The sequence below is a fragment of the Streptomyces sp. NPDC048248 genome (genome assembly GCF_043201875.1).
Taxonomy (GTDB): Bacteria; Actinomycetota; Actinomycetes; order Streptomycetales; family Streptomycetaceae; genus Streptomyces.
This window is the reverse complement of sequence record NZ_JBICZL010000012.1, coordinates 233228-258369: the sequence shown is the minus strand read 5'-3', so window position 1 is coordinate 258369 and position 25142 is coordinate 233228. Positions and strand designations below refer to the sequence as shown.

At 72.1% G+C, this 25142-nt stretch carries 21 protein-coding genes; 19 read left to right on the top strand and 2 right to left on the bottom strand.

The features are described from left to right. Window positions 1–36 precede the first annotated feature (36 nt). Complete coding sequence (locus tag ACGFZW_RS26795) at window positions 37–1053, bottom strand: 3-oxoacyl-ACP synthase III family protein (protein WP_393895769.1); 1017 nt, start codon at window positions 1051–1053, stop codon at window positions 37–39. Window positions 1054–1319: 266 nt separating this feature from the next. Between ACGFZW_RS26795 and ACGFZW_RS26790 the strand changes: the two genes are divergently transcribed. The 11 genes from ACGFZW_RS26790 (at window position 1320) to ACGFZW_RS26740 (ending at window position 13564) form a co-directional block, all read left to right on the top strand. Continuing rightward, a complete protein-coding gene (locus tag ACGFZW_RS26790; RefSeq protein ID WP_393895768.1) occupies window positions 1320–2489 on the top strand; it encodes a 3-deoxy-7-phosphoheptulonate synthase in 1170 nt (389 codons plus the stop codon). Between the two features lie 53 nt (window positions 2490–2542). Beyond that, window positions 2543–3316, top strand: coding sequence for a 2,3-dihydro-2,3-dihydroxybenzoate dehydrogenase (locus tag ACGFZW_RS26785; protein WP_393895841.1), 774 nt, complete (start codon window positions 2543–2545; stop codon window positions 3314–3316). Between the two features lie 30 nt (window positions 3317–3346). Next, on the top strand, window positions 3347–3994 hold the full coding sequence (locus tag ACGFZW_RS26780) for an isochorismatase family protein (protein ID WP_393895767.1): 648 nt from the start codon (window positions 3347–3349) through the stop codon (window positions 3992–3994). Further along, entirely contained in the window at window positions 3987–5879 is a 1893-nt protein-coding gene (locus ACGFZW_RS26775; RefSeq protein WP_393895766.1) for an anthranilate synthase family protein, read from the top strand. Before ACGFZW_RS26780 ends, ACGFZW_RS26775 begins: the two co-directional genes overlap by 8 nt. Further along, the gene (locus tag ACGFZW_RS26770) at window positions 5876–6211 is read left to right on the top strand and encodes a hypothetical protein (RefSeq protein ID WP_393895765.1); all 336 of its coding nucleotides are present in this window, start codon (window positions 5876–5878) and stop codon (window positions 6209–6211) included. The genes ACGFZW_RS26775 and ACGFZW_RS26770 overlap by 4 nt, the downstream gene beginning before the upstream one ends. A gap of 213 nt (window positions 6212–6424) precedes the next feature. Further along, entirely contained in the window at window positions 6425–7153 is a 729-nt protein-coding gene (locus ACGFZW_RS26765; protein ID WP_393895764.1) for an SDR family NAD(P)-dependent oxidoreductase, read from the top strand. After that, window positions 7153–9318 carry a transketolase gene (gene tkt / locus ACGFZW_RS26760; RefSeq protein WP_393895763.1) on the top strand — a complete coding sequence of 722 codons (2166 nt, stop codon included), beginning with the start codon at window positions 7153–7155 and terminating at the stop codon, window positions 9316–9318. Before ACGFZW_RS26765 ends, tkt begins: the two co-directional genes overlap by 1 nt. Beyond that, entirely contained in the window at window positions 9315–10658 is a 1344-nt protein-coding gene (gene aroA, locus ACGFZW_RS26755) for a 3-phosphoshikimate 1-carboxyvinyltransferase (protein WP_393895762.1), read from the top strand. Before tkt ends, aroA begins: the two co-directional genes overlap by 4 nt. A gap of 1 nt (window position 10659) precedes the next feature. Further along, complete coding sequence (locus ACGFZW_RS26750; RefSeq protein WP_393895761.1) at window positions 10660–11847, top strand: 3-hydroxybenzoate 6-monooxygenase; 1188 nt, start codon at window positions 10660–10662, stop codon at window positions 11845–11847. Beyond that, on the top strand, window positions 11844–13028 hold the full coding sequence (gene aroC / locus ACGFZW_RS26745; protein WP_393895760.1) for a chorismate synthase: 1185 nt from the start codon (window positions 11844–11846) through the stop codon (window positions 13026–13028). Before ACGFZW_RS26750 ends, aroC begins: the two co-directional genes overlap by 4 nt. Beyond that, window positions 13025–13564 (top strand): shikimate kinase, encoded by a 540-nt coding sequence (locus ACGFZW_RS26740; protein ID WP_393895759.1) that lies wholly within the window; start codon window positions 13025–13027, stop codon window positions 13562–13564. Before aroC ends, ACGFZW_RS26740 begins: the two co-directional genes overlap by 4 nt. 29 nt (window positions 13565–13593) lie before the next feature. Here the strand turns inward: ACGFZW_RS26740 and ACGFZW_RS26735 are convergent, their stop codons facing one another. Then, complete coding sequence (locus ACGFZW_RS26735; protein WP_393895758.1) at window positions 13594–14313, bottom strand: hypothetical protein; 720 nt, start codon at window positions 14311–14313, stop codon at window positions 13594–13596. Window positions 14314–14530: 217 nt separating this feature from the next. Here ACGFZW_RS26735 and gdhA point away from each other — a divergent pair, with 217 nt between their 5' ends. The 8 genes from gdhA to ACGFZW_RS26695 all read left to right on the top strand — a co-directional run bounded on the left by gdhA (window position 14531) and on the right by ACGFZW_RS26695 (window position 25072). After that, entirely contained in the window at window positions 14531–15907 is a 1377-nt protein-coding gene (gene gdhA, locus ACGFZW_RS26730; protein WP_393895757.1) for an NADP-specific glutamate dehydrogenase, read from the top strand. 146 nt (window positions 15908–16053) lie between these two features. Continuing rightward, on the top strand, window positions 16054–16596 hold the full coding sequence (locus ACGFZW_RS26725) for a TIGR00730 family Rossman fold protein (protein WP_393895756.1): 543 nt from the start codon (window positions 16054–16056) through the stop codon (window positions 16594–16596). A gap of 68 nt (window positions 16597–16664) precedes the next feature. Continuing rightward, window positions 16665–17354, top strand: coding sequence for an SDR family oxidoreductase (locus tag ACGFZW_RS26720; RefSeq protein WP_393895755.1), 690 nt, complete (start codon window positions 16665–16667; stop codon window positions 17352–17354). Window positions 17355–17412: 58 nt separating this feature from the next. Beyond that, entirely contained in the window at window positions 17413–17853 is a 441-nt protein-coding gene (locus tag ACGFZW_RS26715; protein ID WP_393895754.1) for a MarR family winged helix-turn-helix transcriptional regulator, read from the top strand. 151 nt (window positions 17854–18004) lie between these two features. Continuing rightward, complete coding sequence (locus ACGFZW_RS26710; protein ID WP_393895753.1) at window positions 18005–19423, top strand: MFS transporter; 1419 nt, start codon at window positions 18005–18007, stop codon at window positions 19421–19423. Between the two features lie 122 nt (window positions 19424–19545). Beyond that, complete coding sequence (locus ACGFZW_RS26705; protein WP_393895752.1) at window positions 19546–20559, top strand: methionine synthase; 1014 nt, start codon at window positions 19546–19548, stop codon at window positions 20557–20559. Window positions 20560–20590: 31 nt separating this feature from the next. Then, window positions 20591–22807, top strand: a complete 2217-nt coding sequence (gene ligA / locus ACGFZW_RS26700; RefSeq protein WP_393895751.1) for an NAD-dependent DNA ligase LigA — start codon at window positions 20591–20593, stop codon at window positions 22805–22807. 156 nt (window positions 22808–22963) lie between these two features. Continuing rightward, entirely contained in the window at window positions 22964–25072 is a 2109-nt protein-coding gene (locus tag ACGFZW_RS26695) for a putative bifunctional diguanylate cyclase/phosphodiesterase (protein ID WP_393895750.1), read from the top strand. Window positions 25073–25142: the final 70 nt, after the last annotated feature.

Here is a 25142-nt window from a genome sequence, read left to right as displayed (position 1 = left end):
CGGTGAGCCGTTGATGCGGGCGCCGGGCGGACGGCGTCAGAGGCGGACGAGGGCGAGCCCGGCCGCCATGCCCCCGCCGAAGCCGGCGAGCAGCGCGAGGTCCCCGGGCCGGGCCGCACCGGAGGTGACGGCGGCGTCGAGAGTGATCGGTACCGACGCGGCGCCGGTGTTGCCGTAGTCGACGACCGTCGTGTGCAGGCGGGCGCGCGGCAGTTCCAGGGACCGCCCGAGCTCGTCGAGCATCACCGCGTTGGCCTGGTGGGGGATGACATGGTCGATCTCGTCGGGCCGGACTCCGGCCCTGCGCAGCAGCTCGTGCACGGCCGGCGGCACGTGCTCGGCGACGAACTCGCGCACCGCGCGGCCGTTCATGCGGAAGTAGTGCGCGCCGTCGGCGAGGGTGTACTCCGAGGCGGGCCGCCGGCTGCCGCCCGCCGGCACCTCGATCAGGTCGCGGTAGCCGGGGAAGGTCGCGAGGCGGGTGGCGAGGATGCCGCCGCCGGTGGCCGTGGGGCCGAGCACCGCGGCGCCCGCGCCGTCACCGAACAGCACCGTCGTGCGGCGGTCGGAGCGGTCGAGTATGCGGGAGTAGATGTCCGCGCCGATGACCAGCGCGTGCCCGCCGGTGGGCTGCACGGTGCGCTGCGCGACGGAGAGGGCGAAGACGAAGCCGCTGCACACGGCGTTCAGGTCGAACGCGGCGGCGGCCGGGGTCGCCCCGATCAGGTCGGCGACGACGGCCGCCGTCGGCGGCTGCGGGGAGTCGGGAGTGGAGGTCGCCACCACGATCAGCGACAGGTCCCGGGCGCTGATGCCGGCGTTCCGCAGGGCCGCACGCCCGGCCGCCGCGGCCAGGTCCGAGGTGGCCTCGTCGGGCTTGGCCCAGCGCCGGGCGCGGATACCGGTCTTGCGGGTGATCCACGCGTCGTCGACGCCCGCAGCCTCGCCCGCCTCGTCGTTGCCGACCACATGACCTGGGAGATACGAGCCGGTGCCGAGCACGCCGACGGGCGATGGTCCGCCGTACCGGCCGTCTTCCGCAGTCGTTGCCATTGTCATCTCGCATCCTTCGTCGGGTGAGAAGAACCGTCCCCTCATTTCCTCGCCAACGATGGCCACCCGGTGAAAGAGCGTCAATTTGCGGCGTATTACTTTGTCAACTGGCGGCGACTGTGTCAGAAGGCCGACGCGGTACGTCTTTCGTGACGCAGCCCTCACTTGACTAAGTAGCGCATTTTGGATTGGTGTTCGACTAATACGCGCCACAGACTTCCGGGCAAGTGGCTACTTGCCGCCGCTACTCAAACGGGAGGAATGAAGTGCGTAGTCTCGAACGCCTGCATTCATTGCCGGCGCAACAACAGCCGGACTGGCCGGACACCGAAAGTCTCCGCGCGGTCGTCGCGCAACTGGAGAGCGCACCCCCGCTGGTCCGGCCGGAGGACGTCCGCGCGTTGCGTGAGCTGCTCGCCCGGGTCGCCGCGGGTGAACTCCAGGTGATCCAGACCGGGGACTGTGCCGAGGACCCGGCCGAGAGCACGCCGGGCGACGTCGCGCGCAAGACGGCGCTGCTGGACATGCTCGCCGGCACCATGAAGCTCAACACCGACAAGCCGGTGATCCGGGTCGGCCGGATCGCCGGGCAGTACGGCAAGCCGCGCTCCCGGCCCACCGAGGTCGTCGGCGGCGTCGAACTGCCCGTATACCGCGGTCACATGGTCAACGGCCCGGAGCCCGACCCGGAGCTGCGCCGCCCGGACCCCACCCGCATGCTCTCCGGGCTGACCGCCGCCCGGCTGGTGTCCGAGCAGCTCGGCTGGTCAGGCGACGGGCGGCGCCGCCAGGTCGACCCGCCCGTGTGGACCAGCCACGAGGCGCTGCTGCTGGACTACGAGCTGTCGATGGTGCGGCCGCAGCCGGACGGCGGGCTGCTGCTCGGCTCCGCGCACTGGCCGTGGATCGGCGAGCGGACCCGCCAGGTGGACGGTGCGCATGTCGCACTGCTCGCCGCCGTGGACAACCCGGTCGCCTGCAAGGTCGGACCGCAGATGACGCCGGAGGAGATCCTCGCGCTGTGCGAGCGCCTGGACCCGCGGCGCGAGCCGGGCCGGCTGACCCTGATCGCCCGCATGGGGGCGGACGCGGTACGGGCGGCGCTGCCGCCGCTGGTGCGTGCGGTACGGACCGCGGGACACCCGGTGATCTGGCTGACCGACCCGATGCACGGAAATACCGTCAACAGCCCCGTCGGCCTGAAGACGCGATGTGTGGAAACCGTCATCCGCGAGGTGACGGATTTCCAGAGCGCCGTTTCCGAAGCAGGCGGCATCGACGGCGGAATGCACCTGGAAACCACTCCGGACCAGGTCACAGAATGCGCGGTCGGCGAATCGGAGATCCCCGGAGTAGGGGAGAAGTACACCACCCTTTGCGACCCCCGTCTCAACCCGTCCCAGGCGGTTGCGGTGGCGTCCGCATGGCGCGGCTGACCGTGAGCTGGAATTCGCCTAGCAGTAGGCAATGGAGGTAGCGAGAAATGGAAATGGAAGGCAGGGTCGCCCTCGTCACGGGGGCGGCCGGCGGGATAGGCGCGGCGGTCGTCCGCGCGCTGGGCGAGCGTGGCGCGAAGGTGGCCGCGGTGGACCGGGACGCCGAACGGCTCGCCGATGTGGTCGACAAACTGCGGGCCGACGGCCTGGAGGCGGCCGCGTTCGCCGGCGACGTCACCTCGAGCGATGACGTCGAGGCGGTCGTGGACCGGGTCGAGAACACCCTCGGCCCGCTGGACTTCCTCGTCAACGCCGCGGGAGTACTGCGGCTTTCGGAGGCCCGCGCCCTCACCGACCAGGACTGGGCCGTCACCTTCGCGGTCAACACCACCGGCGTCTTCTTCGTCTCCCGCGCGGTGGTCAACCGGATGATCCGGCGTGGCCGCGGCGGGGCGCTGGTCACCGTCGCGTCCAACGCCGCCGGCACCGCGCGGGTCGAGATGGCCGCCTACGCCGCCTCCAAGGCCGCGGCCACGATGTTCACCAAATGCCTGGGCCTGGAGGTGGCCAAGGAGGGCATCCGCTGCAACCTGGTCGCCCCCGGCTCCACGGAGACGCCGATGCTCAGCTCGATGTGGCAGGACGAGTCCGGCCCGCGGGGCACCATCGACGGCCGGCCCGAGGCGTACCGCGTGGGCATCCCCCTGGGCAAGATCGCCCGCCCCGAGGACGTGGCGGACGCGGTGGCCTTCCTGCTCTCCGACCAGGCCGCCCACATCACCATGCACGACCTCACCGTCGACGGCGGCGCCGCGCTCGGCGTCTGACCCGCGGCCATGGAGCCCCTGGAGGAAAACATGGCGGGAATCCCCCCGATCGAGCCCTACCCGATGCCGGGCCCCGGCGATCTGCCCGAGAACACCGTCGGCTGGACGGCGGACCCCGACCGGGCCGTCCTGCTCGTCCACGACATGCAGCGCTACTTCCTGCGGCCGTTCCCCGAGACGGTCCGCGACGCGCTGGTCCACCACGCGGCCCTGCTGCGCGAGCGCGCCGCCGAACTGGGCATGCCGGTCGCCTACACCGCACAGCCGGGCGGCATGACCGAGCAACAGCGCGGTCTGCTACGGGACTTCTGGGGATCCGGCATGACCCCGGGGCCCGAGGACCGCACCGTGGTCGAGCCGCTGACCCCGCGGCCCGGCGACTGGGTCTTCACCAAATGGCGCTACAGCGCCTTCCACAAGTCCCCCCTGCTCGACCGCATGAGGGAGTCGGGCCGCGACCAGCTCGTGGTGTGCGGGGTGTACGCGCACGTCGGAGTGCTGATGAGCGCCGTCGACGCCTTCACCCGCGACATCCAGCCGTTCCTCGCCGCGGACGCGGTGGCCGACTTCTCGGCCGCCGACCACCGGATGGCGCTGGAGTACGCGGCGCGGCGCTGCGCCGCCGTCGCCACCACCAAAGAGATCGTCACCCAACTCGAAAGGGGGGCCCATGACTGACGACCTGCTGGCGCGCGTCCTGGCCGCCGGGCCACCGGCGTTCGCCTTGCTGCACCGTCCCGAGGCAACCGGCCGCGGCCTGCTGGAGGTCTTCACCGGAACGGCGTCGGAGGCCGGCACCATCGCCGACATCCCCCTGCCGGACCGGCCGGCGGACACCGGCCGGCGCCAGGAAGTGCTCGCCGTCGTCCCCTACCGCCAGCTCGCCGAGCGGGGCTTCGAGGCCCCCGACGACGGCGCGCCGCTGCTCACCCTCGCCATCGAGGAGCAGCAGACGGTGGCGGTCGCCGAGGTGCTGTCCCGGATCCCCGACGCCCCGATCGAGCTGGCCGACGGCGACTTCGACGTCGACGACGACGCCTACGCCGACACCGTCCGCCGGGTCATCGCGGAGGAGATCGGAACCGGCGAGGGCGCGAACTTCGTCATCAAGCGGTCCTTCGTCGCCGACATCACCGGCTACGGCCCGCACAGCGCGCTGACCTTCTACCGGCGCCTGCTGGAGCGGGAGGCCGGCGCGTACTGGACGTTCCTCGTGCACACCGGCGAGCGCACCTTCGTGGGCGCCTCGCCCGAGCGGCACATCAGCGTGCACGGCGGCAAGGCCGTGATGAACCCGATCAGCGGCACCTACCGCTACCCGCCCGCCGGGCCCAGCCTGCCCGAGGTCATGGACTTCCTTGCCGACCGCAAGGAAGCCGACGAGCTGTACATGGTCGTCGACGAAGAGCTGAAGATGATGGCCCGGATCTGTGAGAGCGGCGGCCGGGTCGTGGGGCCGTACCTGCGGGAGATGGCGCGGCTCGCGCACACCGAGTACTTCATCGAGGGCCACACCACCCGGGACGTGCGCGAGATCCTGCACGAGACGCTCTTCGCCCCCACCGTCACCGGCAGCCCCCTGGAGAGCGCCGCCCGGGTGCTGGCCCGCTACGAACCGGAGGGACGCGGCTACTACAGCGGCATCGCCGCCCTCATCGGACGGGACGCGGACGGCGCCCGCACCCTGGACTCGGCGATCTTGATCCGAACCGCGGAGATCGACCGGGGCGGGCGGCTCAGGATCGGCGTCGGGGCGACCCTCGTACGCCACTCCGACCCGCTCTCCGAGGTCGCCGAGACCCGCGCCAAGGCCGCCGGACTGCTCGCCGCGCTCGCCGAACCGGGGCGGGGACGGTTCGGCGGCCACGCGACGGTGCGTGCCGCGCTCGCCGAACGCAACGCCACCATCGCCGGCTTCTGGCTGGCCGGGGAGGAGGAACGCGCGGTCAACGCCGTCGCCGGCCTCACCGGGCGACGGGTCCTCGTCGTCGACGCGGAGGACACCTTCACCTCCATGATCGACCACCAACTGCGGTCGATGGGGCTGGAAGTGACCGTGCGCCGCTTCGACGAGCCGTACGGCTTCGACGGCTACGACCTGGTCGTCATGGGGCCCGGCCCCGGCGACCCCCGGGACGCCCGCCACCCCAAGATCGCCCATCTGCGCACGGCGATCAGCCAACTCCTCGACGAGCAACGGCCGTTCCTCGCGGTCTGCCTCAGCCACCAGGTCCTCAGCACGCTGCTGGGCTTCGACCTGGTCCGCCGCGAGGTGCCCAACCAGGGCGCGCAGCGCGCCATCGACCTGTTCGGCTCCCGGGTGCGGGTCGGCTTCTACAACACCTTCGCGGCCCACAGCACCGAGGACAAGGCGGAGACCGCCCGCGCCGGAGTGGTGGAGGTCAGCCGGGACCCGGAATCCGGTGAGATCCACGCCCTGCGCGGCCAGGGATTCGCGTCGATGCAATTCCACTCCGAATCCGTGCTGACCGAGGACGGCCTCCGTATCGTCGGCGGACTCCTCCAGGACGTCCTGCGGACCGAGGAGGTGACCGCCTCATGAAAGCGGTCATCGCCTGGTGGGATCTCGCGGAATCGGATCAGACCCCGGAAACACTGCGGGAATTCCTGCGGACGGAGGCGGTGGAACGCTATTCCCACGTCCCCGGTCTCCGGCTGAAATTCTGGATGTCGGAGGCCGGCGGCGGGGGCTGGGGCGCGGTCTTCCTGTGGGAATCGGAGGCGGCCGCGAGCATCCCGCTGCCCACCCGGGCCGCCGACCTCATCGGCTATCCGCCCACCGTGGTGCACCGATTCGACGTCGAGGCGGCCACCGAGGGCGTCCACACCATCCCCGACCTGATGGGCCTCGGGCTCGCCTACGCCCCGTCATGACCCGTGGGGAATCCCGGACTCCGGGATTCCCCGCACCCGGCCCGCCGCGGCGCACCGGGGAATTCCGGCGCCCCCGGCGGGCCGATCTGATCAAGTAACGCGCTTTTGACGAAGTGCCGTCGTCGTCGTTGTCCGGAAAGGCGTCCCACGGCGAGAGTTCATACCACGCACACCGGCGGCTGACGCCGGCCCAGCGGAAACAGGAGAAGGACAATGCCTGCACGATTCGAGGGCAAGGTCGCGCTCGTCGCCGGCGGCGATGACGCAATCGGCCGGGCCGGCGCACTCGCCTTCGCCCGCCAGGGTGCCACCGTGGTGGTCGCCGGCACCGACGCCCGGAAACTGGACGCCACGGTGCGCACGATCCGCGCCGAAGGCGGCCGCGCCGAGAGCATCGTCACCGATGTGACCCGCGACGGAAAGGACGCCGCCGCCCACATGGTGGCGGTCACGGTGGAGCGCTGCGGCGGACTCGACATCGCCTTCAACAACGTCACCGTCACCGGCCCCGCCCGATCGGTCGCCGACACCTGCGAGACCGTCTGGACCGAGCTGCTCGCCCACAACCTCACCGGTGTGTGGACGTCCATGAAGCACGAGATCGCCTACATGAAGGAGCACCGGGGCGGCGTCATCGTCAACACCGCCTGCAACCTCCTCAGCAACGGCGTCCGCCCCGGCCTCGGCGCGTACGCCGCCTCCAAGGCCGCGCTGACGACCCTCACCCGCGCCGCCGCCGGGGAGTACATCGCCGACGGCATCCGCATCAACGCCATCAGCCCCGGCCCCACCGAGGAGACGGGCGCCACCGGGCCCCGGCCGGCCGGCCAGGAGCACGCCACCGCCGACGAGGTCGCCGACTCCGTCGTCTGGCTCTGCTCCGACGAGTCGGCGTTCGTCGTCGGACACGACCTCGTACTCGACCGGAAGCGAGCCGCCTGATGACCACCGCTCCCCCCGCCCCGAACCCGGCCCCCGCCGCTCCCGCCCCGCTGGAGTGGACCGCACTCGACCGCCGCGCTGTGGACATCGCCCGAGGCCTGGCCGTCGACGCCGTCGAGCGGGCCGGCCACGGCCACCCGGGCACCGCCATGAGCCTCGCCCCGGCCGCGTATCTGCTCTTCCAGCGGCTGCTGCGGCACGACCCCGCCGACCCCGCATGGGCCGGCCGCGACCGCTTCGTGCTCTCCTGCGGACACGCCGCCCTCACCCTCTACACCCAGCTCTACCTCTCGGGTTACGGGCTCACGCTGGAGGACCTCAAGTCCCTGCGTACCGAAGGCAGTCTGACGCCCGCACACCCCGAATACGGCCACACCCCGGGTGTGGAGACCTCCACCGGGCCGCTCGGCCAGGGGCTGGGCAACGCGGTCGGCATGGCGATGGCCGCGCGCCGCGAACGCGGACTGTTCGACCCGGACACCCCGGAGGGTGACAGCCCCTTCGACCACACCATCTGGGCCTTCGCCTCCGATGGCGACCTGGCCGAAGGACTCAGCCACGAGGTCTGCTCCCTCGCCGGCCACCAGAAGCTGGGCAACCTCGTCGTCCTCTACGACGACAACCGCATCTCCATCGAGGACGACACGCAGATCGCCCAGTCCGAGGACGTCCTCGCCCGGTTCGCCGCCTACGGCTGGCACGTCCAGCGCGTGGACTGGACGACGCCGGGCGGCTACCGCGAGGACGTACCAGCGCTGTACACGGCGCTGAGCGCCGCACGCACGGAGACCGGCCGCCCCTCGCTCGTCGCGCTGCGCACCGTCATCGGCTGGCCCTCCCCGGGCAAGCAGAACACCGGTAAGATCCACGGCGCCGCGCTCGGCGCCGACGAGGCGGCCGCCACCAAGGCCGCCATGGGGCTCGACCCCGCCCGCTCCTTCCAGGTGCCCGCCGACGTGCTCGAACGGGCCCGCCAGGTCACCGTCCGCGCCCGCGCGGACCGCGCCGCATGGGAGAAGCGCCACCAGGACTGGCGGTCCGCTTTCCCCCGGCGGGCCGCCGCATACGACCGGATCACCGCCCGCACCCTGCCGCCCGGCTGGTCGGACGACGTGCCGGAATTCACCCCCGGCCAGGAGATGGCCACCCGCAAGGCATCCGGCGCCGTCCTCAGCGCGCTGGCCGGGACACTTCCCGAGCTGTGGGGAGGCTCCGCCGACCTCGCCGAATCCAACAACACCACGATGGCCGGCGAACCCTCCTTCATACCCGAGGAGTTGGCCACCGCCGCCTTCCCCGGCCACCGCTACGGGCGCACCCTGCACTTCGGCATCCGCGAACACGCCATGGGCGCCGTACTCAACGGCATCGCCCTACACGGCGGCACCCGCCCCTACGGCGGCACCTTCCTGGTCTTCTCCGACTACATGCGCCCCGCCGTCCGGCTCGCCGCCATGATGCGCCTGCCCGTCACCTACGTATGGACCCACGACTCCATCGGTCTCGGCGAGGACGGTCCCACCCACCAGCCCGTCGAGCACCTGTGGTCCCTGCGGGGCATCCCCGGGCTCGACGTGGTCCGCCCGGCCGACGCCAACGAGACCGCCGTCGCCTGGCGCACCGTCCTGGAGCACACCGACCGCCCCGCCGGGCTCTGCCTCACCCGGCAGAATCTGCCGGTCCTGGACCGCGCGCCCGGCAGCGGCCTCGCACCGGCCGCCGGTGCGGCCCGTGGCGGCTACGTCCTCGCCGAGGCCCGCACCGCGGACGGCACCCCCACCACCCCGGACGTCCTCCTGCTCGGCACCGGCAGCGAGGTGCACATCGCCCTGGAGGCCCAACGCCTGCTGCACGCCGAGAACATCGCCGCCCGCGTGGTCTCCCTGCCCTGCCTGGAGTGGTTCGGCGAACAGAGCAGCCACTACCGCGACGAGGTGCTCCCGCCCGACGTCACCGCCCGGGTCTCCGTCGAAGCCGGTTCGGTCCTGGGCTGGCACGCCCTGGTCGGCGACGCCGGGGAGACCATGGGCCTGGACCGGTTCGGCGCCTCCGCGCCCTACCGCGCCCTCTACGAGAGCTACGGACTCACCGCGGTCAGGGTCGCCGCGGCCGCCCGCGCCTCCCTCGCCCGGGTGCGCGCCCGCGACCGGAGGGCCGCACGATGAAGGTCGTCCTCCCCGGATCCAAGAGCATCACCAACCGGGCACTGCTCCTCGCCGCGGCCGCCGATGGCCACTCCACCCTCCACGCCCCGCTGGTCAGCGACGACACCGTCGCCTTCCGCGACGCGCTCACCGCACTGGGCGCACGGATCACCACCGACGAGCAGGACGGCGCCTGGGGCGTCGGCGGCATCGGCCGCGGACCGGCCGTCGGCGGACACATCCGGTGCGCGGACGCCGGCACCGCCGCCCGCTTCCTGCCGCCGTTCGCGGCGGCGGGCACCGGACGCTACACCTTCGACGGCAGCGCCCAACTGCGGGCCCGCCCGCTGCGCCCGCTCGCCGACGCCCTGCGCGAGCTCGGCGCGAAGGTCACCCTCGCGCCGGGCGGTGGACTGCCGCTGACCGTCGACGCCGCCGGTACGGACGGGGGCGAGCTGTCCCTCGACGGCTCCCTCAGCAGCCAGTACCTCAGCGGACTGCTGCTCGCCGCGCCGCTGCTGCGCACCCCGCTGACGCTGCGGGTGACCGGACTGGTCAGCCGCCCCTACATCGACCTGACGCTGGCCCTGATGCGGCACTTCGGTGCCGACGTCACCGGGGACACCGAGGACGCCGCCGGCACGTTCACCGTCCGCCCCGGCCGCTACCGCGCCACGGCGCTGCGCATCGAGCCGGACGCCTCCACCGCCTCGTACTTCTTCGCCGCGGCCGCCGTCACCGGACGCACCGTCACCGTCCCCGGCCTCGGCCGCGGCAGCCTCCAGGGCGACCTGCGCTTCGTCGACGTCCTGCGCAGGACGGGTGCCCGGGTGGACATCGCGGAGCATGCCACCACCGTCACCGGCGCCGGCCCCCTGCGCGGCGGCTTCACCGTCGACATGGGCGAGATCTCCGACACCTTCATGACCCTGGCGGCCATCGCCCCGCTCGCGGACGCCCCCATCACCGTCCGCGGCATCGGGCACGCCCGCCTCAAGGAGTCCGACCGCATCGAGGCGGTCGCCGGAAACCTGCGGGCGCTGGGCATCACCGCCGAGACCGGGCCGGACCGGATCACCGTGCACCCCGGCCGGGTGCGGGCGGCCCCGATCACCTGCCACCGCGACCACCGGATCGCGATGGCCTTCTCCGTCCTCGGCCTGCGGGCCCCCGGACTCACCCTCGACGACCCGGGCTGCGTCACCAAGACCTTCCCCGGATTCCACACGGCACTGCGGCGCTGCTTCGCGGAACACACCGCGTATCCACACGAGTTCACCGCGTCCGCCGCGCCCCGCGCAGCCGTTCCGGGACACCCGGAGGAACACGGCGCGCGGACGACTACGCAACGAAAGGCATGACATGGCGAAGATACTCATCGCCGGGGGCGGCGTGGGCGGCCTCGCTGCGGCGCTGGCCACGGCGCGGCACGGACACCGGGTGACCGTCCTGGAGCGCTGGGACTTCACCGAACTCGGCGCCGGCATCCAGCTCGGCCCCAACGCCTTCCACGCCCTGGACCGGCTCGGCGTGGGTGACGCGGTCCGCGAACGCGCCGTCTTCATCGACGAGTTGCGCTTCATGGACGGCACCACCGACCGCCGGGTGCAGTCGATGCCGCTCACCGGCGCCTACCGCGCTCGCTTCCGGAACCCCTACGCCGTGGTGCACCGCACCTGCCTGTTCGCGCCGCTGCTGGAGGCATGCCGGACGCACCCCGCCATCACACTGCGCGCGAACAGCAGGGTCCTGCGCTACGAACAGGACGCCGGCTCGGCCACGGCCGTGCTCGACACCGGCGAACGGGTCACCGGCGACGCCCTCATCGGGGCCGACGGCATCCGCTCCACCGTCCGCGCGCAGCTTCTGGGCGACGGCGAACCGCGGGTCTCCGGCCACACGATCTACCGCTCCGTCATCCCGATGGAACGCGTCCCCGAAGAGCTGCGCTGGAACACCGTCACGCTGTGGGCAGGACCCAAGTGGCACTTCGTCCACTACCCCATCGGCGGCGGCGAGTTCCTCAACCTCGCCGCGACCCGCGACGACGGCGCCACCGAGGCGGTGGCCGGCGTGCCCGCCGCACGCGACCGGGTGCTCGGCGAGTTCCCGGACCTGGGCGAAGTCGCCCGGCGGCTGCTGGAGCTGGGGGAGGACTGGAAGTCCTGGGTGCTGTGCGACCGGGACCCGGCCGACACCTGGACCGACGGCCGGGTCGCGCTGCTCGGCGACGCGGCCCACCCGATGCTGCAATACGCCGCGCAGGGCGCCTGCCAGGCACTGGAGGACGCGGTGGCCCTCGGTGACCTGCTCGACGGGCCGGCCGACGACGTGGTGCAGCGGCTGGAGAAGTACGCCGCCGTCCGCATCGAGCGCACCGCGAAGACGCAGCTGGTGGCCCGGGAGATGGGACGGCAGCTCTACCACCCGGCTGGCGAGGCCGCGCAGGAGCGCAACGCGATGCTCGCCGCGATGACCGCGGAAGACCTGTACGACACCGTCCAATGGCTGCACGGCGAAAGGGACTTCGGGACCGGGGTGGCACGTTGAGCAGGTTGCGCTGGCTGACGGCGGGGGAGTCGCACGGCCCCGCATTGGTGGCGACGCTGGAGGGCCTTCCGGCCGGCGTCCCGATCACCACGGAGTTGGTGGCGGATGCGTTGGCCAGGCGGCGGCTGGGGTATGGCCGTGGTGCCCGGATGAAGTTCGAGCGGGACGAGATCACGTTCCTGGGCGGGGTGCGGCACGGCCTGTCGCTGGGTTCGCCGGTGGCGGTCATGGTGGGCAACACCGAGTGGCCCAAGTGGGAGCAGGTGATGGCGGCCGATCCGGTGGATGAGGAGGAGCTGGCCGCGCTCGCGCGTAACGCGCCGCTGACCCGCCCCCGTCCCGGCCACGCCGACCTCGCCGGCATGCAGAAGTACGGCTTCGACGAGGCCCGCCCGATCCTGGAGCGCGCCTCCGCCCGCGAGACCGCGGCGCGAGTGGCGCTGGGCGCGGTGGCGCGTTCCTTCCTCAAGGAGACGGCCGGCATCGAGATCGTCTCGCATGTCGTGGAGCTGGCGGCGGCGAAGGCGCCGTACGGCGTCGTCCCCGAGCCCTCGGACGTGGAGAGGCTGGACGCGGATCCGGTGCGCTGCCTGGACGCGGATGCGAGCAAGGCGATGGTCGCGGAGATCGACCAGGCCCACAAGGACGGCGACACCCTCGGTGGCGTCGTCGAGGTGCTGGCGTACGGCGTGCCGGTCGGGCTGGGCTCGCACGTGCACTGGGACCGCCGTCTGGACGCCCGCCTGGCCGCCGCCCTGATGGGCATCCAGGCCATCAAGGGTGTCGAGGTCGGCGACGGTTTCGATCTGGCGCGGGTGCCGGGCTCCAAGGCACACGACGAGATCGTGTCGACGGACGACGGCATCCGGCGCACCTCCGGCCGCTCCGGTGGCACCGAGGGCGGCCTGACGACGGGTGAACTGCTGCGGGTGCGCGCCGCTATGAAGCCGATCGCGACGGTGCCGCGGGCGCTGGCCACCGTGGACGTGAGCACGGGCGAGGCGACCAAGGCGCATCATCAGCGCTCGGATGTCTGCGCGGTGCCGGCGGCCGGGATCGTGGCCGAGGCGATGGTGGCTTTGGTGCTGGCGGATGCGGTGGTGGAGAAGTTCGGTGGCGACAGCGTGCCGGAGACCCGTCGCAACGTCCGCAGCTACCTCGACAACCTGGCCGTCCGGTGACCGGGGACGCGCAGGCGACCGGACCCGGCCCGGCGGCGGTGCTCGTCGGCCCGATGGGCGCCGGCAAGACCACGGCGGGGCGGGCGCTGGCCGAACGGCTGGGCACCACCTTCCGGGACACCGACGCGGACGTCGTCGCGGCGGTGGGCAAACCGATCGCGCGGATCTTCGCCGACGAGGGTGAGCCGTACTTCCGCGACCTGGAGCGGCGAGCCGTACGCGTCGCCCTGGAGAGCCACACCGGTGTGCTCGCCCTCGGCGGCGGCGCGATCCTCGACACCGGCACCCGCAAGCTGCTTGCGGGCCTCTCGGTGGTCTTCCTGGAGGTGGACGCCGACGAGGCGGTGCGCCGGATGGCGGGGGACGCCTCCCGGCCGCTGCTCGCCGTCAACCTCCGTACCCGCTGGCGGGGGTTGATGTCGGAGCGCCGGCCGCTCTACGAAGAGGTGGCCCGGACGGTGGTGCGCTCCGACGGGCGCACCCCGGACGCCGTCGCGGAACGGATCCTCGACGCCCTTTCCCCGGCCCGCGGCTGAGACCGGGGAAAGGGCGCACGAGGGCCCGCTCAACCCGCGGAGCCGCCCCGCATGGCGCGGTAGAAGTCGCCGGCCCGGTGTGCGAACGCGTTCAGGTCGACCTTCCTGAGGGAGGTGGGCGCCTCGCCCAACGGCAGCACCTCACCGACCGAACCGCTGTCGGCCCACACGCACAGCGGCAGGTAGTCGCCGTCCCCGGCGACGACGCCGCAGCGCAGCAGCCCGTCCCGCGCCTCCGCGGACGGCAGGGAGAAGGTCTTCGGCCCGGCGGCCATCCGGTTGGGCCCGAAGGCGGCCTCGATTCGCTGAGCGGGGTCGGACACCGCCCCCGCGGCGGTGTGCACCGCCAGCCGGTCGGCGGGCGCGTCCTTCGGCACGTAGACGGAGTCGACCTGCGTCAGGCCCTTGAACTCCGGGTATTTCGAGGCGTCCTGCTTCGCCGCCGGGTACAGCTGTTGCGTGGCGTTCTTGTCATAGAGGAGGTCGGTAGCGGCTGATTTCACCACTTTCGGCGCGCTGAGGCCGCGCGCCGCGGCGCCGTCGCGTGGTGACTCCTCGGAGCCGAGCAGCCACCACGCCACGAGACCACCCGTGATGAGCACCACAACGGCGACGACGGCAACGATGATTCCGGGGCGGCCACGGGGCCCGCCGGGAGCCGGCGGCTGCGGGGCGCTGCCGTGAAGCGGCATCCCGGTCGGTGGCTGTGGCTGGCCGTACGGGGGTGTCTGCGGCGGCTGGTGACTCACTGTGGGCGGGCCCTTTGGCTGATCGATGGCAGGGACGGCCCATCTTGTCACCGCATGAACATGCCATTCGGTGGGGGTGCCTGCCCTCGTTCGCGGGTCGAGGACCGGCAAGTATGGTCGGCCCAGCGACCAGACGTCAGAGGGCCGTCGCGCCGGATGCCTCGGCAATCCGGGCCGCGGGCGGCCTTTCGTAGGGCCACGAAGGGAACGCAAGTCAATGTCGACTGTTCAAGCTGAGACCGGCCGCCGAACGGTGTCCACCGGGCCGTCCTCCCTGCACGCGGAGCTGGTGCGACGCAACCCCGGCGAGCCGGAATTCCACCAGGCGGCTCTTGAGGTCCTGGAGACCCTGGCCCCCGTGCTGACCGCCCGGCCGGAGTTCGCCGAGGCGAGGGTCCTGGAGCGGCTCTGCGAGCCGGAGCGGCAGATCATGTTCCGGGTGCCCTGGCAGGACGATTCCGGAAAGGTGCACGTCAACCGCGGCTTCCGGGTGGAGTTCAACAGCGCGCTCGGGCCGTACAAGGGCGGACTGCGCTTCCACGCGTCCGTGAACCTCGGAATCGTGAAGTTCCTCGGCTTCGAGCAGATCTTCAAGAACGCCCTCACCGGCCTGAACATCGGCGGCGGCAAGGGCGGCAGCGACTTCGACCCGCACGGCCGGTCGGACTCCGAGGTGATGCGGTTCTGCCAGTCGTTCATGACCGAACTGCACCGGCACCTCGGCGAGCACACCGACGTCCCCGCGGGGGACATCGGCGTCGGCGGCCGTGAGATCGGCTACCTCTTCGGGCAGTACCGGCGGATCACCAACCGCTGGGAGGCCGGCGTCCTGACCGGCAAGGGCCTGGCCTGGGGCGGTTCCACGGGTCGCACGCAGGCCACCGGTTACGGCAACGTGCTCTTCACCGAGGAGATGCTCAAGCGACGCGGCGAGGAGCTCGACGGCCAGCAGGTCGTCGTCTCCGGCTCCGGCAATGTGGCCATCTACACGATCGAGAAGGTCCAGGCCCTCGGCGGCAATGTCCTGACGTGTTCGGACTCGGGCGGCTACGTCGTCGACGAGAAGGGTATCGACCTCGACCTGCTCAAGCAGATCAAGGAGGTCGAGCGCGGCCGGATCAGCGACTACGCCGAGCGCCGGGGAGTGTCGGCCACGTACGTGCCCGGTGGGCGGGTGTGGGACGTGCCGTGCGAGGTGGCGCTGCCCTCGGCCACCCAGAACGAGCTGGACGCGGACGCGGCCCGGGTCCTGCTCCGCAACGGCGTCAAGGCGGTCTCCGAAGGCGCCAACATGCCGACCACCCCGGAGGCGGTGACGCTCCTGAAGGAGGCCGGCGTGGCCTTCGGGCCGGGCAAGGCCGCCAACGCGGGCGGCGTCGCCACCAGCGCGCTGGAGATGCGGCAGAACTCCGCACGGGAGTCCTGGGCCCTCGAACGGACCGAGGGCGAACTCGCGACGATCATGCGCACCATCCACGACACCTGCTACGAGACCGCCGAGCGGTTCGGACTGCCCGGCGACTACGTGGCGGGCGCGAACATCGCCGGCTTCGAGCGGGTGGCCGACGCGATGCTGGACCAGGGCCTGATCTAGGGCCTTCCCTTGGATCCTGCCAGGACCGGCGACCCCGGGCCTGGCCCTCCGCGGGCCGCCTGCGCGACGGGCGCCGCAGGGGGCGCGGTACAGCACCCCTCCGGTGCCCGTACCGCGGCCCCCGCGCGACTCGTAGGGTTCGGCGTATGAACATCTGCGTCTTCTGTTCCGCCGCCGACCTCGACGAGCGCTACGTCACCCCCTCCCGCGAATTCGCCACGCTGCTCGGCAAGGGCGGCCACACGCTCGTCTGGGGCGGCTCGGACACCGGCCTGATGAAGGTGATGGCCGACGGTGTGCGCGCGGCGGGCGGGAAGCTGGTCGGCGTCTCCGTGGAGTTCCTCGCGCACAAGGCGTACGAGGGCGCGGACGAGATGGTCGTCACCAAGGACCTCGCCGAGCGCAAGGCGCAGCTGCTGGCCCGCGCCGATGCCGTCGTCGTCATGGTCGGCGGCACGGGCACGCTCGACGAGGCCACCGAGATCCTGGAACTGCGCAAGCACGGGCTGCACACCAAGCCGGTCGTGCTGCTCAACGCGGCCGGTTTCTACGACGGGTTGAAGCAGCAGTTCCTGCGGATGGACGCGGAGGGCTTCCTGCCGATCCCGCTCACCGACCTCGTCTTCTTCGCGGAGGACGGCGTCGGCGCCCTGGCCTACCTGGAGGAGAAGGCGGGCGTACAGGGCTGAGGCCGCCGCGGTCGTCCGCGCCGGGCGCGGCCCCCGCCGCGCCCGTATGCCTCGTTAGGATCGGTGGCATGGGTACGCACTTGATCACGGGCGCAGGGTCGGGAATCGGAGCGGCGGTCGCACGGCGGCTCGCCGCGCGTGGCGAGGAGCTGTGGTTGCTGGCGCGGAACGCGGTCCGGGCCAAGGAGCTCGCCGAGCAGTTCCCCGGCGCCAAGATGCTCGTGGGCGACCTGGCCACCCCCGAGCGGCTGTCCTGGGCCTTCGGTCAGCAGCCGCTGCCGGACCGGCTCGACTCGCTCCAGCACATCGCCGGCGTCATCGAACTCGGTGCGGTCGGCGACCTTCCCGCCAAGGCGTGGCAGCGGCAGCTCGCGGCCAACCTCGTCGCGCCCGCCGAGATCACCCGGCTGATGCTGCCGATGGTGCGGCTCGCCCAGGGGCACGTCGTCTTCGTCAACTCCGGCGCGGGGCTGCACGCCAACGCGCAGTGGGGCGCGTACGCCGCGAGCAAGCACGGGCTGAAGGCGCTGGCCGACTCGCTCCGGGCGGAGGAGCACGGCAACGCCGTCCGGGTGACCTCGGTCTACCCGGGGCGCACCGCCACGCCCATGCAGGAGAGCACCCACCAGCAGGAGGGCAAGGAGTACGACCCGTCCCGCTGGATCGACCCGGAGTCGGTCGCCTCGACGGTCCTCGCCGCCATCGACCTGCCGCGGGACGCGGAGATCAACGACGTGTCGGTGCGGCCGGGCCGCTGAGCCCCGCCGCCGTCGTACGGCCCGGTGGTTTCCGGGCGCGGCGACGTACGCTGCACAGGTGACCACTGAAGCGAAGTCGACCGCGGCGGCGGGGTGCGGGTTCCGGGAGATCCGGGGTCTCGTCACCGAGCTGAGCCGCCGGCTCGACGCCCATCAGCGCGGCCGGATCGCCGAGCTGGACCTCACACCGACGCAGGCCAAGGCGCTGGAGGAGCTCGGGGAGCCCCGGACGGCGCGGGAGCTGGCCGCGGCGCTGTGCTGCGAGCCGCCGAACGTCACCTACGTCATCTCCAAGCTGGAGAAGCAGGGCATGGTCGTGCGGCAGCCGCACCCGCTGGACGGGCGCGCCAAGCAGCTCGTACTGACCGAGGCGGGACGGGAGTTGCGGCTCGACCTGCTGCGGCGGATGGGCACCGAGTCGCCGCTCGACCACCTCTCGGACGGGGAGCGGTCCGCGCTCCGCGACGACCTGTTGAAGGCGCTGGGGCGGGCGGGCTGACGCCCGTCGCCCACCGGCGACCCGACCGGGGCCCCGGAGCATCCCTCCGGGGCTCCGGCCTTTCGTGCGCGCCCGGTGAAGCGTCTGCATTGCGCAAAGTTATAGCTGTAACCATTGCCTTCGGTGATAGCTACAGCTTTAACTAAATCTCATGATCACCGACAACGCGGTGCCGCACGCGCCGGCGAATGAACGGCACGGCGCGGCAGCCCGGCGGCCCCGCGGGGAGCCCCGCGGCGGAGCCCAACTCCTCGTACTGGCACTCGGATTCGTGATGGCCAGCCTGGACACCGGCATCATGAACGTCGCCGCGGGCGACCTGCGCGCCCGGCTCGGCCTCACCATGTCCGGCCTCACCTGGGTCGTCGACGGCTACGTCCTCGCCTTCGCCTCGCTCCTGATGCTCGCCGGCTCGCTCGCCAAACGGTTCGGGGCCCGCAGGATCTACCTCGTCGGCCTCGCCGTCTTCACCGCCGCGTCCCTCCTGGGCGCCGCGGCACCCGGCGGCGGCGTCCTGGTGGCGGCCCGCGTCGCCCAGGGCGCGGGCGCCGCGCTCTTCATGCCCAGCTCGCTGTCGCTGCTGATGCACGCCTTCCCCGAGCCGGGCCGCCGGGCCAGGATCCTCGGGGTCTGGTCCGCGATCGTCTCCACCTCCGTCGGCCTCGCGCCGACCATCGGCGGCCTCCTGGTCGGCACCCTCGGCTGGCGCAGCATCTTCCTCGTCAACCTCCCCATCGGCCTCGCCGGCCTGCTCCTCACCCGCCGCTTCATCGCCGCCGTACCGGCGCGCCCCTCCGCGCTCGGCGGCACCGGCCACCTCCTGGGCCTGCTCACCCTGGGCTCGCTCAGCTACGGACTCATCGAGGGGCCGGACAAGGGCTGGAGCGATCCGTGGGTGCTGGGCGCCTTCGCGGTCACCGCGCTGGCGGGCGCCGGATTCGCGGTACGGGAACGGTCCGCGCGACATCCCGTGCTGCCCGTCTCCCTCTTCGCGGACAGCAGCTTCTCCGCGGCCAACCTCGTCGGCTTCCTCTTCAACTTCGCCTTCTACGGCACGCTGTTCGTCCTCGGACTCTTCCTCCAGACCGCGCGGGGCGCCACCCCGGTGGCCGCCGGACTGCAGATGCTGCCCGCGGTCCTGGTCCTCCCGTTCGGCAACATCCTCTACGCCCGGATCGGGCCACGACTCGGCGACCGCACCGCGCTCACCGCCTCCCTCGGCCTCTCCGCCGCCGGTTACGCCGTGCTCGTCGCGATCCTCGCGCCCGGCCTGCCCTACTGGGTGATCGCGGTCGTCCTCGCCGTCGCCAACATCGGCGGCGGCGTCAGCTCCCCCGCCCTGACCGGCGTCCTGATGGAGGCCGCGGGCCGCGAGCACGCCGACATCGGCAGCGCCACCCTCAACGCCAACCGGCAGGTCGGCTCGCTGGTCGGCATCGCCGGGATGGGCGCGGTGCTCACCGCGGCGGGCGGCGGATACGAGGGCGCCGGCATCGCCTTCGTACTGACTGCCGCCGCCCTGGCCGCCGCGGCTGCCGTCGCCCTGCTGGGCATCCGCACCCGCGACTGACACCCCGCCTGCTGCCCTGCCTCTCCCACCCCCGCCCGCCCTGTCTCTCCCACCCTCGCCCGCCCGATCTCTCCCACCCCCGCCTGCCCTGCCGGCCTCACCCCGCCGCATACCCTTCCCGGGTGAGCGAGAACAGCACGTACAAGTGGGCCGCGGGCGCGGCGACCGGCATCGGGTCGATGCCGGGCGGTGACGCGCGCGAAGCGGCGAAAACCGTCACCGGGTCCGTCGAGACCTTCCCCCACCTGCCCGAACTGCCGGCCCGAGGCCCAGGCGCCGACATGATCGGCCGGACCATCGGCATGCTCGTCGAGGTCTACGCCCACGTCGAGCCCAGCGGCTGGCGGATCAGCGACCGACCAGGGCGCGACACCCGGCGCGCCGGATCCTGGCTCGGTGAAGACCTCGACGCCCTGGAGGAGTTCACCCAGGGCTACGAAGGGCCGCTGAAGATCTCGGCCGTCGGCCCGTGGACGCTGGCGACCTCGCTGGAACTGCGCAACGGCGAGGCGGCACTCAGCGACCCCGGCGCCTGCCGCTACCTCGCGGAGTCCCTGACGGAAGGTCTGCGCGAGCACGTCGCGGACGTGCGGCGGCGGGTGCCGGGCGCCCAGGTCGTCCTGCAACTGGACGAGCCGTCGCTCACGGCGGTGCTCCAGGGGCGGGTACGGTCCGCGAGCGGCTACCGCACCCACCGGGCCGTCGACCGGGTGGTGGTCGAAGGCGCCCTGCGCGACCTCATCGGCGCCGCGGACGGCGGCCCCGTGGTCGTCCACTCGTGCGCCCCCGAGGTGCCCTTCGGGCTGCTGCGGCGGGCCGGAGCCACGGGCGTCTCGTTCGATTTCTCGCTGCTCACCGAGCGTGAGGAGGAGGCGATCGGAGAGGCGGTCGAGGGCGGTACGGCACTGTTCGCCGGCGTCGTGCCCGGCGTGGACACCCGATTGTCAGACCCTGCCGGTAGCGTCATGGGTGTCAGGACGCTGTGGCGCAGGCTGGGGCTGGCACCGGACACCCTCGCGGAGTCCGTGGTCGTCACCCCGTCGTGCGGACTGGCGGGCGCTTCGCCCGGATATGCCCGCTCGGCCCTCGCCCACTGCGTCCGGGCGGCGAGATCGCTCGCAGACAACCCTGAGTGACGGCACTCAAGGACCACGGGAGGACAAGACGGTGGCTGGCGAACAGCACGCAGCGGTATCCGAGGTGCCCGCGGCGGCTCGGGAGAAGCACGCGCAGCTCGCTGAGCAGATCGAGGAGCATCGCTTCCGTTACTACGTGAAGGACGCCCCGGTCGTCAGCGACTCGGAGTTCGACAAGCTGCTGCGCTCCTTGGAGGCCGTGGAGGACGAATACCCGCAGCTGCGCACCCCGGACTCGCCCACCCAGAAGGTCGCCGGGGCGTACGCCACGGAGTTCACCGAGGTCGAGCACCGCGAGCGGATGCTCTCCCTCGACAACGCCTTCGACAACGACGAGTTGGCGGCCTGGGCCGAGCGGCTCGCCGGAGAGCTGGGCGGCGATCCGAAGAGCGCCGGGTACCACTTCCTGTGCGAGCTGAAGGTCGACGGCCTCGCGGTCAACCTCACCTACGAGCACGGCAGGCTGACCCGGGCCGCCACCCGCGGCGACGGCCGCACCGGCGAGGACATCACCCCCAACGTCCGCACCATCGCCGAGATCCCGCACCGCCTCAAGGGCGAGCGGATCCCGGAGCTGGTCGAGGTCCGCGGGGAGGTCTACTTCCCGATGGAGAAATTCCTCGAACTCAACGAACGCCTGGTGGCCGAGGGCAAGCCGCCGTTCGCCAACCCGCGCAACGCCGCGGCCGGTTCGCTCCGCCAGAAGGACCCCAAGGTCACCGCCGGCCGCCCGCTGCACATGGTCGTGCACGGCACCGGGGCCCGCGAGGGCCTCGACATCGACCGCCAGTCGCAGGGCTACGACCTGCTGCACGAATGGGGCCTGCCCACCGCCGCCCACAACCGGGTGGTCGACTCCCTCGAAGCGGTACGCGAGTTCATCGCCCACTACGGCGACGCCGACACCCGCCGCACGGCCGTCGAGCACGAGATCGACGGCGTGGTCGTCAAGCTCGACGAAATCCGGCTCCAGGGGCGGCTCGGCTCGACCTCGCGTGCCCCGCGCTGGGCGATCGCCTGGAAGTACCCGCCGGAGGAGGTCAACACCAAGCTGGTGGACATCCGGGTCGGCGTCGGCCGCACCGGTCGGGTCACCCCGTACGCGGTCGTCGAGCCGGTGACGGTCGCGGGCTCCGAGGTGGAGTTCGCGACCCTGCACAACCAGGACGTGGTCAAGGCCAAGGGCGTCTTCATCGGCGACACCGTCGTGCTGCGCAAGGCCGGAGACGTCATCCCCGAGATCCTCGGCCCGGTCGTCGACCTGCGGGACGGCACCGAGCGGGAGTTCGTGATGCCGGCCGAGTGCCCCGAGTGCGGGACGGTCCTGCAGCCTGCCAAGGAAGGCGATATCGACCTGCGGTGCCCCAACGCCCGGTCCTGCCCCGCCCAGATCCGCGAGCGGCTGTTCTATCTGGCCGGCCGCAAGTGCCTGGACATCGAGAACTTCGGCTATGTGGCGGCCACCGCTCTCAGCCAGCCGCTGGAGCCCGCCGAGCCGCCGCTGAGGGACGAGGGCGACCTGTTCAGCCTCTCCATCGAACAGCTGCTGCCCATCAAGTCCTATGTCCTCGACCCGGACTCCGGTCTGCCCAAGCGCGACCCGAAGACCGGCGAGGAGAAGGTCGTCACCTTCTTTGCCAACCAAAAGGGCGAGCCGAAGAAGAATGCCCTCGCCATGCTGGAGAACATCCAGGCCGCCAAGGAGCGTCCGCTCGCCCGCATCATCACAGGGCTCTCGATCCGGCATGTGGGCCCGGTGGCTGCGGAGGCGCTGGCCCGCGAATTCCGCTCGCTGGACCGCATCCGGGACGCGAGCGAGGAGGAGTTGGCCGCCGTCGACGGCGTCGGGGCGACCATCGCCGCCTCGTTGAAGCAGTGGTTCGCGGAGGAGTGGCACCAGCAAATCATCGAGAGCTGGCGGGCCGCGGGCGTCCGGATGGAAGAGGAGCAATCGGGTGAGGAAGGCCCACGCCCCCTGGAAGGCGTCACCGTCGTCGTAACGGGCACACTTCAGTCACACACCAGAGATGGCGCGAAAGAGGCCCTCCAGAGTCTCGGAGCGAAGGTGACCGGATCCGTTTCGAAGAAGACCGGTTTCGTGGTGGTCGGAGACAACCCCGGTTCGAAGTACGACAAAGCGATGCAGTTGAAGGTCCCAGTGCTGGATGATGACGGCTTCGCCGTGCTGCTGGAGCAGGGCCCCGACGCAGCACGAGCGGTAGCTGTCACTCCGCCTGAGGAGGAGTGAGGAGTCAGCCCATCGGCGCATATCAGATTGATCCGGGAGGCCAGGTCGCATTCGGGCAACCACTGCCGATCGCTGCCCGCGGCGGCCTTCCGCGGCCTACTGTTGGGATGTGCGCCTGCCGTGGCGCGGGCACAGCCGGCTGTGAGAGGTATCGGAATGAAACCGACCGACAGCGCCGCTCCGGCGTCGCGGCTGCGCCGGCTCGTCGTGCCCGCGCTGCCCGCGACCCTCGTCACCGTGGCGGGCCTCGCGCTCGTCACGGGTGTGGTCCGGACTCTCGGCGACGGTGAGGCGCTCTTCCCGGGAGGCTCCGTCGGCTGGTCGCTGGCGGTCCTGACCGGCGTCATCGTGGGCCACCTGGTCGCCCTCGGCCGCGATCGCTGGTGGGGCGGCACGGGCTCCGGCGCGGCCCTCGCCATCGCCGTCCTGCTCCTCTACGGCTGGCTGCCCGCGGTCCTGGTCAGCCTCGCCGTCGTCGTGCTCGTCGGCGCCGCCCGCCGGCACCGCTGGCGACAGGCCGTGGTGCACGGCGCCGTCGACCTCCTCGGCATCGGCGCAGCGGCGCTCGGCCTGGCCGCTTTCGGTGTCGTCTCCAGCGTCCGGCAGCCCTGGACGCCGGACGCCTGGGACCTGTCGGTGCTTCCGGAGGTCGTCACCGCGGCCGGCGGCTATCTCCTCGTCAGCCGGGGGCTGTTGTGGCTCACCCTGACGCCGCACACCGGCGGACTGCCCACCATCGCCCGGACGGCCGTTGTCCGGCAGGCCCTCGTCGGCGTCGCGCTGCTCGGGATCTCCCCGCTGATCGCCATCTGCGCCGTCCACGCACCGCTCCTGCTGCCCCTGTTCGCCGTCCCGCTCATCGCCCTGGACTCCACGCTCTGGATCGCCAGGGCCCGCGCCGAGGAGCAGTTGCGCGATCCACTCACCGGTCTGCCCAACCGCCAGTGGCTGCTGGAGCGCACCTGGACCGCGCTGGACGAGGCCGAACGGGTCGGCGCCCGCTCGGCGCTGGTCCTCATCGACCTGGACCGCTTCCGCTCCGTCAACGACACCCTCGGCCACCTCGCCGGTGACCGCCTGCTGCTGCAGATCGCCGACCGACTGCGGCACGCCCTGCCGCGCGGCGCCGAGGCGGCCCGGCTCGGCGGCGACGAGTTCGCCGTCCTGCTGCCGACCACCGACTCCCTCACCAGCTCCCAGCGGGTGGCGCGCAACCTCGTCGCCGCCCTCGGGTCCCCGCTGGACCTCGACGGCCTGACGCTCGTGCTGGAAGCCAGCGCCGGCGTCGCCGTCTTCCCCGACCACGCCCTCGACGCCGAAGGGCTGCTGCGCCGCGCGGATGTGGCGATGTACCAGGCCAAGCGCGACCGCAGCGGCGTGGAGCTCTACGAAGCCAAGCGCGACGGCAACACCCCCGACCGGCTCGGCCTGTTGGGCGACCTGCGCCGCGCCCTGGACGCCGGCGACGTCGAGTTGCACTACCAGCCCAAGGTCGGCTTCGACGGCCATGTCGCGGGCCTGGAGGCACTGGTCCGCTGGGTGCACCCGGACCGCGGCAGAGTGCCACCGGACGAATTCATCGCCATCGCCGAGTCCTCCGGCCTGATGCCACGGCTGACGGAGTACGTCCTGGAGACAGCGCTCGCCCAGGTGGCGCGCTGGCGCGCGATGGGCCTGGAGGTGCCCGTCGCCGTCAACGTCTCACCCCGCGACGTGCACTCCCCGGGCTTCGCCGGAGCGGTCGCCGCGCGCCTCGCCCGCCACCGGGTCCCACCCGGCTCGCTCCAGCTGGAGATAACCGAGCACGTCCTGCTGGAAGATCCGCAGCGGGCTGCCGACACCCTCGCCGGGCTGACCGCTCACGGCGTGAAGATGTCCCTCGACGACTTCGGCACCGGCTACTCCTCCCTCGTCCACCTCAGGCGCCTGCCGGTCAGCGAACTCAAGATCGACCGCTCGTTCGTGGCGCGGCTGGCCGTGGACAACGAGGACGCCGAGATCGTCCGCTGCACCCTCGACCTCGCGCACTCGCTCGGCCTGGTGGTCGTCGCGGAGGGCGTCGAGGACGACGAGACCTGGGAGCGATTGCGCGACCTCGGCTGTGACGCCGTCCAGGGCTGGCTGGTGGCCGCGGCGATGCCACCGGACGAGACCACGGCATGGCTGAGGGCCCGCGGTGAGCACGGCTGGCACCGCGAGTCGGAGACGGCCGCCCTGGCGGCGGAGAAGGCAGCAGAGAGCCCTTCCGGACAGGTCCTGAACTGACCCGGCCATCGGCCGTCCCGTGTCCACGCTCCGACACCCCCGCACAGCCCCCGGCACTCCCGCCCCCGGT

Coding starts and splice junctions, on each gene's coding strand:
- ACGFZW_RS26795 (WP_393895769.1), bottom strand. CDS start 1,053: ATGGCAACGACTGCGGAAGACGGCCGGTACGGCGGACCATCGCCCGTC.
- ACGFZW_RS26785 (WP_393895841.1), top strand. CDS start 2,543: ATGGAAGGCAGGGTCGCCCTCGTCACGGGGGCGGCCGGCGGGATAGGC.
- ACGFZW_RS26780 (WP_393895767.1), top strand. CDS start 3,347: ATGGCGGGAATCCCCCCGATCGAGCCCTACCCGATGCCGGGCCCCGGC.
- ACGFZW_RS26775 (WP_393895766.1), top strand. CDS start 3,987: ATGACTGACGACCTGCTGGCGCGCGTCCTGGCCGCCGGGCCACCGGCG.
- ACGFZW_RS26770 (WP_393895765.1), top strand. CDS start 5,876: ATGAAAGCGGTCATCGCCTGGTGGGATCTCGCGGAATCGGATCAGACC.
- ACGFZW_RS26765 (WP_393895764.1), top strand. CDS start 6,425: ATGCCTGCACGATTCGAGGGCAAGGTCGCGCTCGTCGCCGGCGGCGAT.
- tkt (WP_393895763.1), top strand. CDS start 7,153: ATGACCACCGCTCCCCCCGCCCCGAACCCGGCCCCCGCCGCTCCCGCC.
- aroA (WP_393895762.1), top strand. CDS start 9,315: ATGAAGGTCGTCCTCCCCGGATCCAAGAGCATCACCAACCGGGCACTG.
- ACGFZW_RS26750 (WP_393895761.1), top strand. CDS start 10,660: ATGGCGAAGATACTCATCGCCGGGGGCGGCGTGGGCGGCCTCGCTGCG.
- gdhA (WP_393895757.1), top strand. CDS start 14,531: ATGTCGACTGTTCAAGCTGAGACCGGCCGCCGAACGGTGTCCACCGGG.
- ACGFZW_RS26725 (WP_393895756.1), top strand. CDS start 16,054: ATGAACATCTGCGTCTTCTGTTCCGCCGCCGACCTCGACGAGCGCTAC.
- ACGFZW_RS26720 (WP_393895755.1), top strand. CDS start 16,665: ATGGGTACGCACTTGATCACGGGCGCAGGGTCGGGAATCGGAGCGGCG.
- ACGFZW_RS26710 (WP_393895753.1), top strand. CDS start 18,005: ATGATCACCGACAACGCGGTGCCGCACGCGCCGGCGAATGAACGGCAC.
- ACGFZW_RS26695 (WP_393895750.1), top strand. CDS start 22,964: ATGAAACCGACCGACAGCGCCGCTCCGGCGTCGCGGCTGCGCCGGCTC.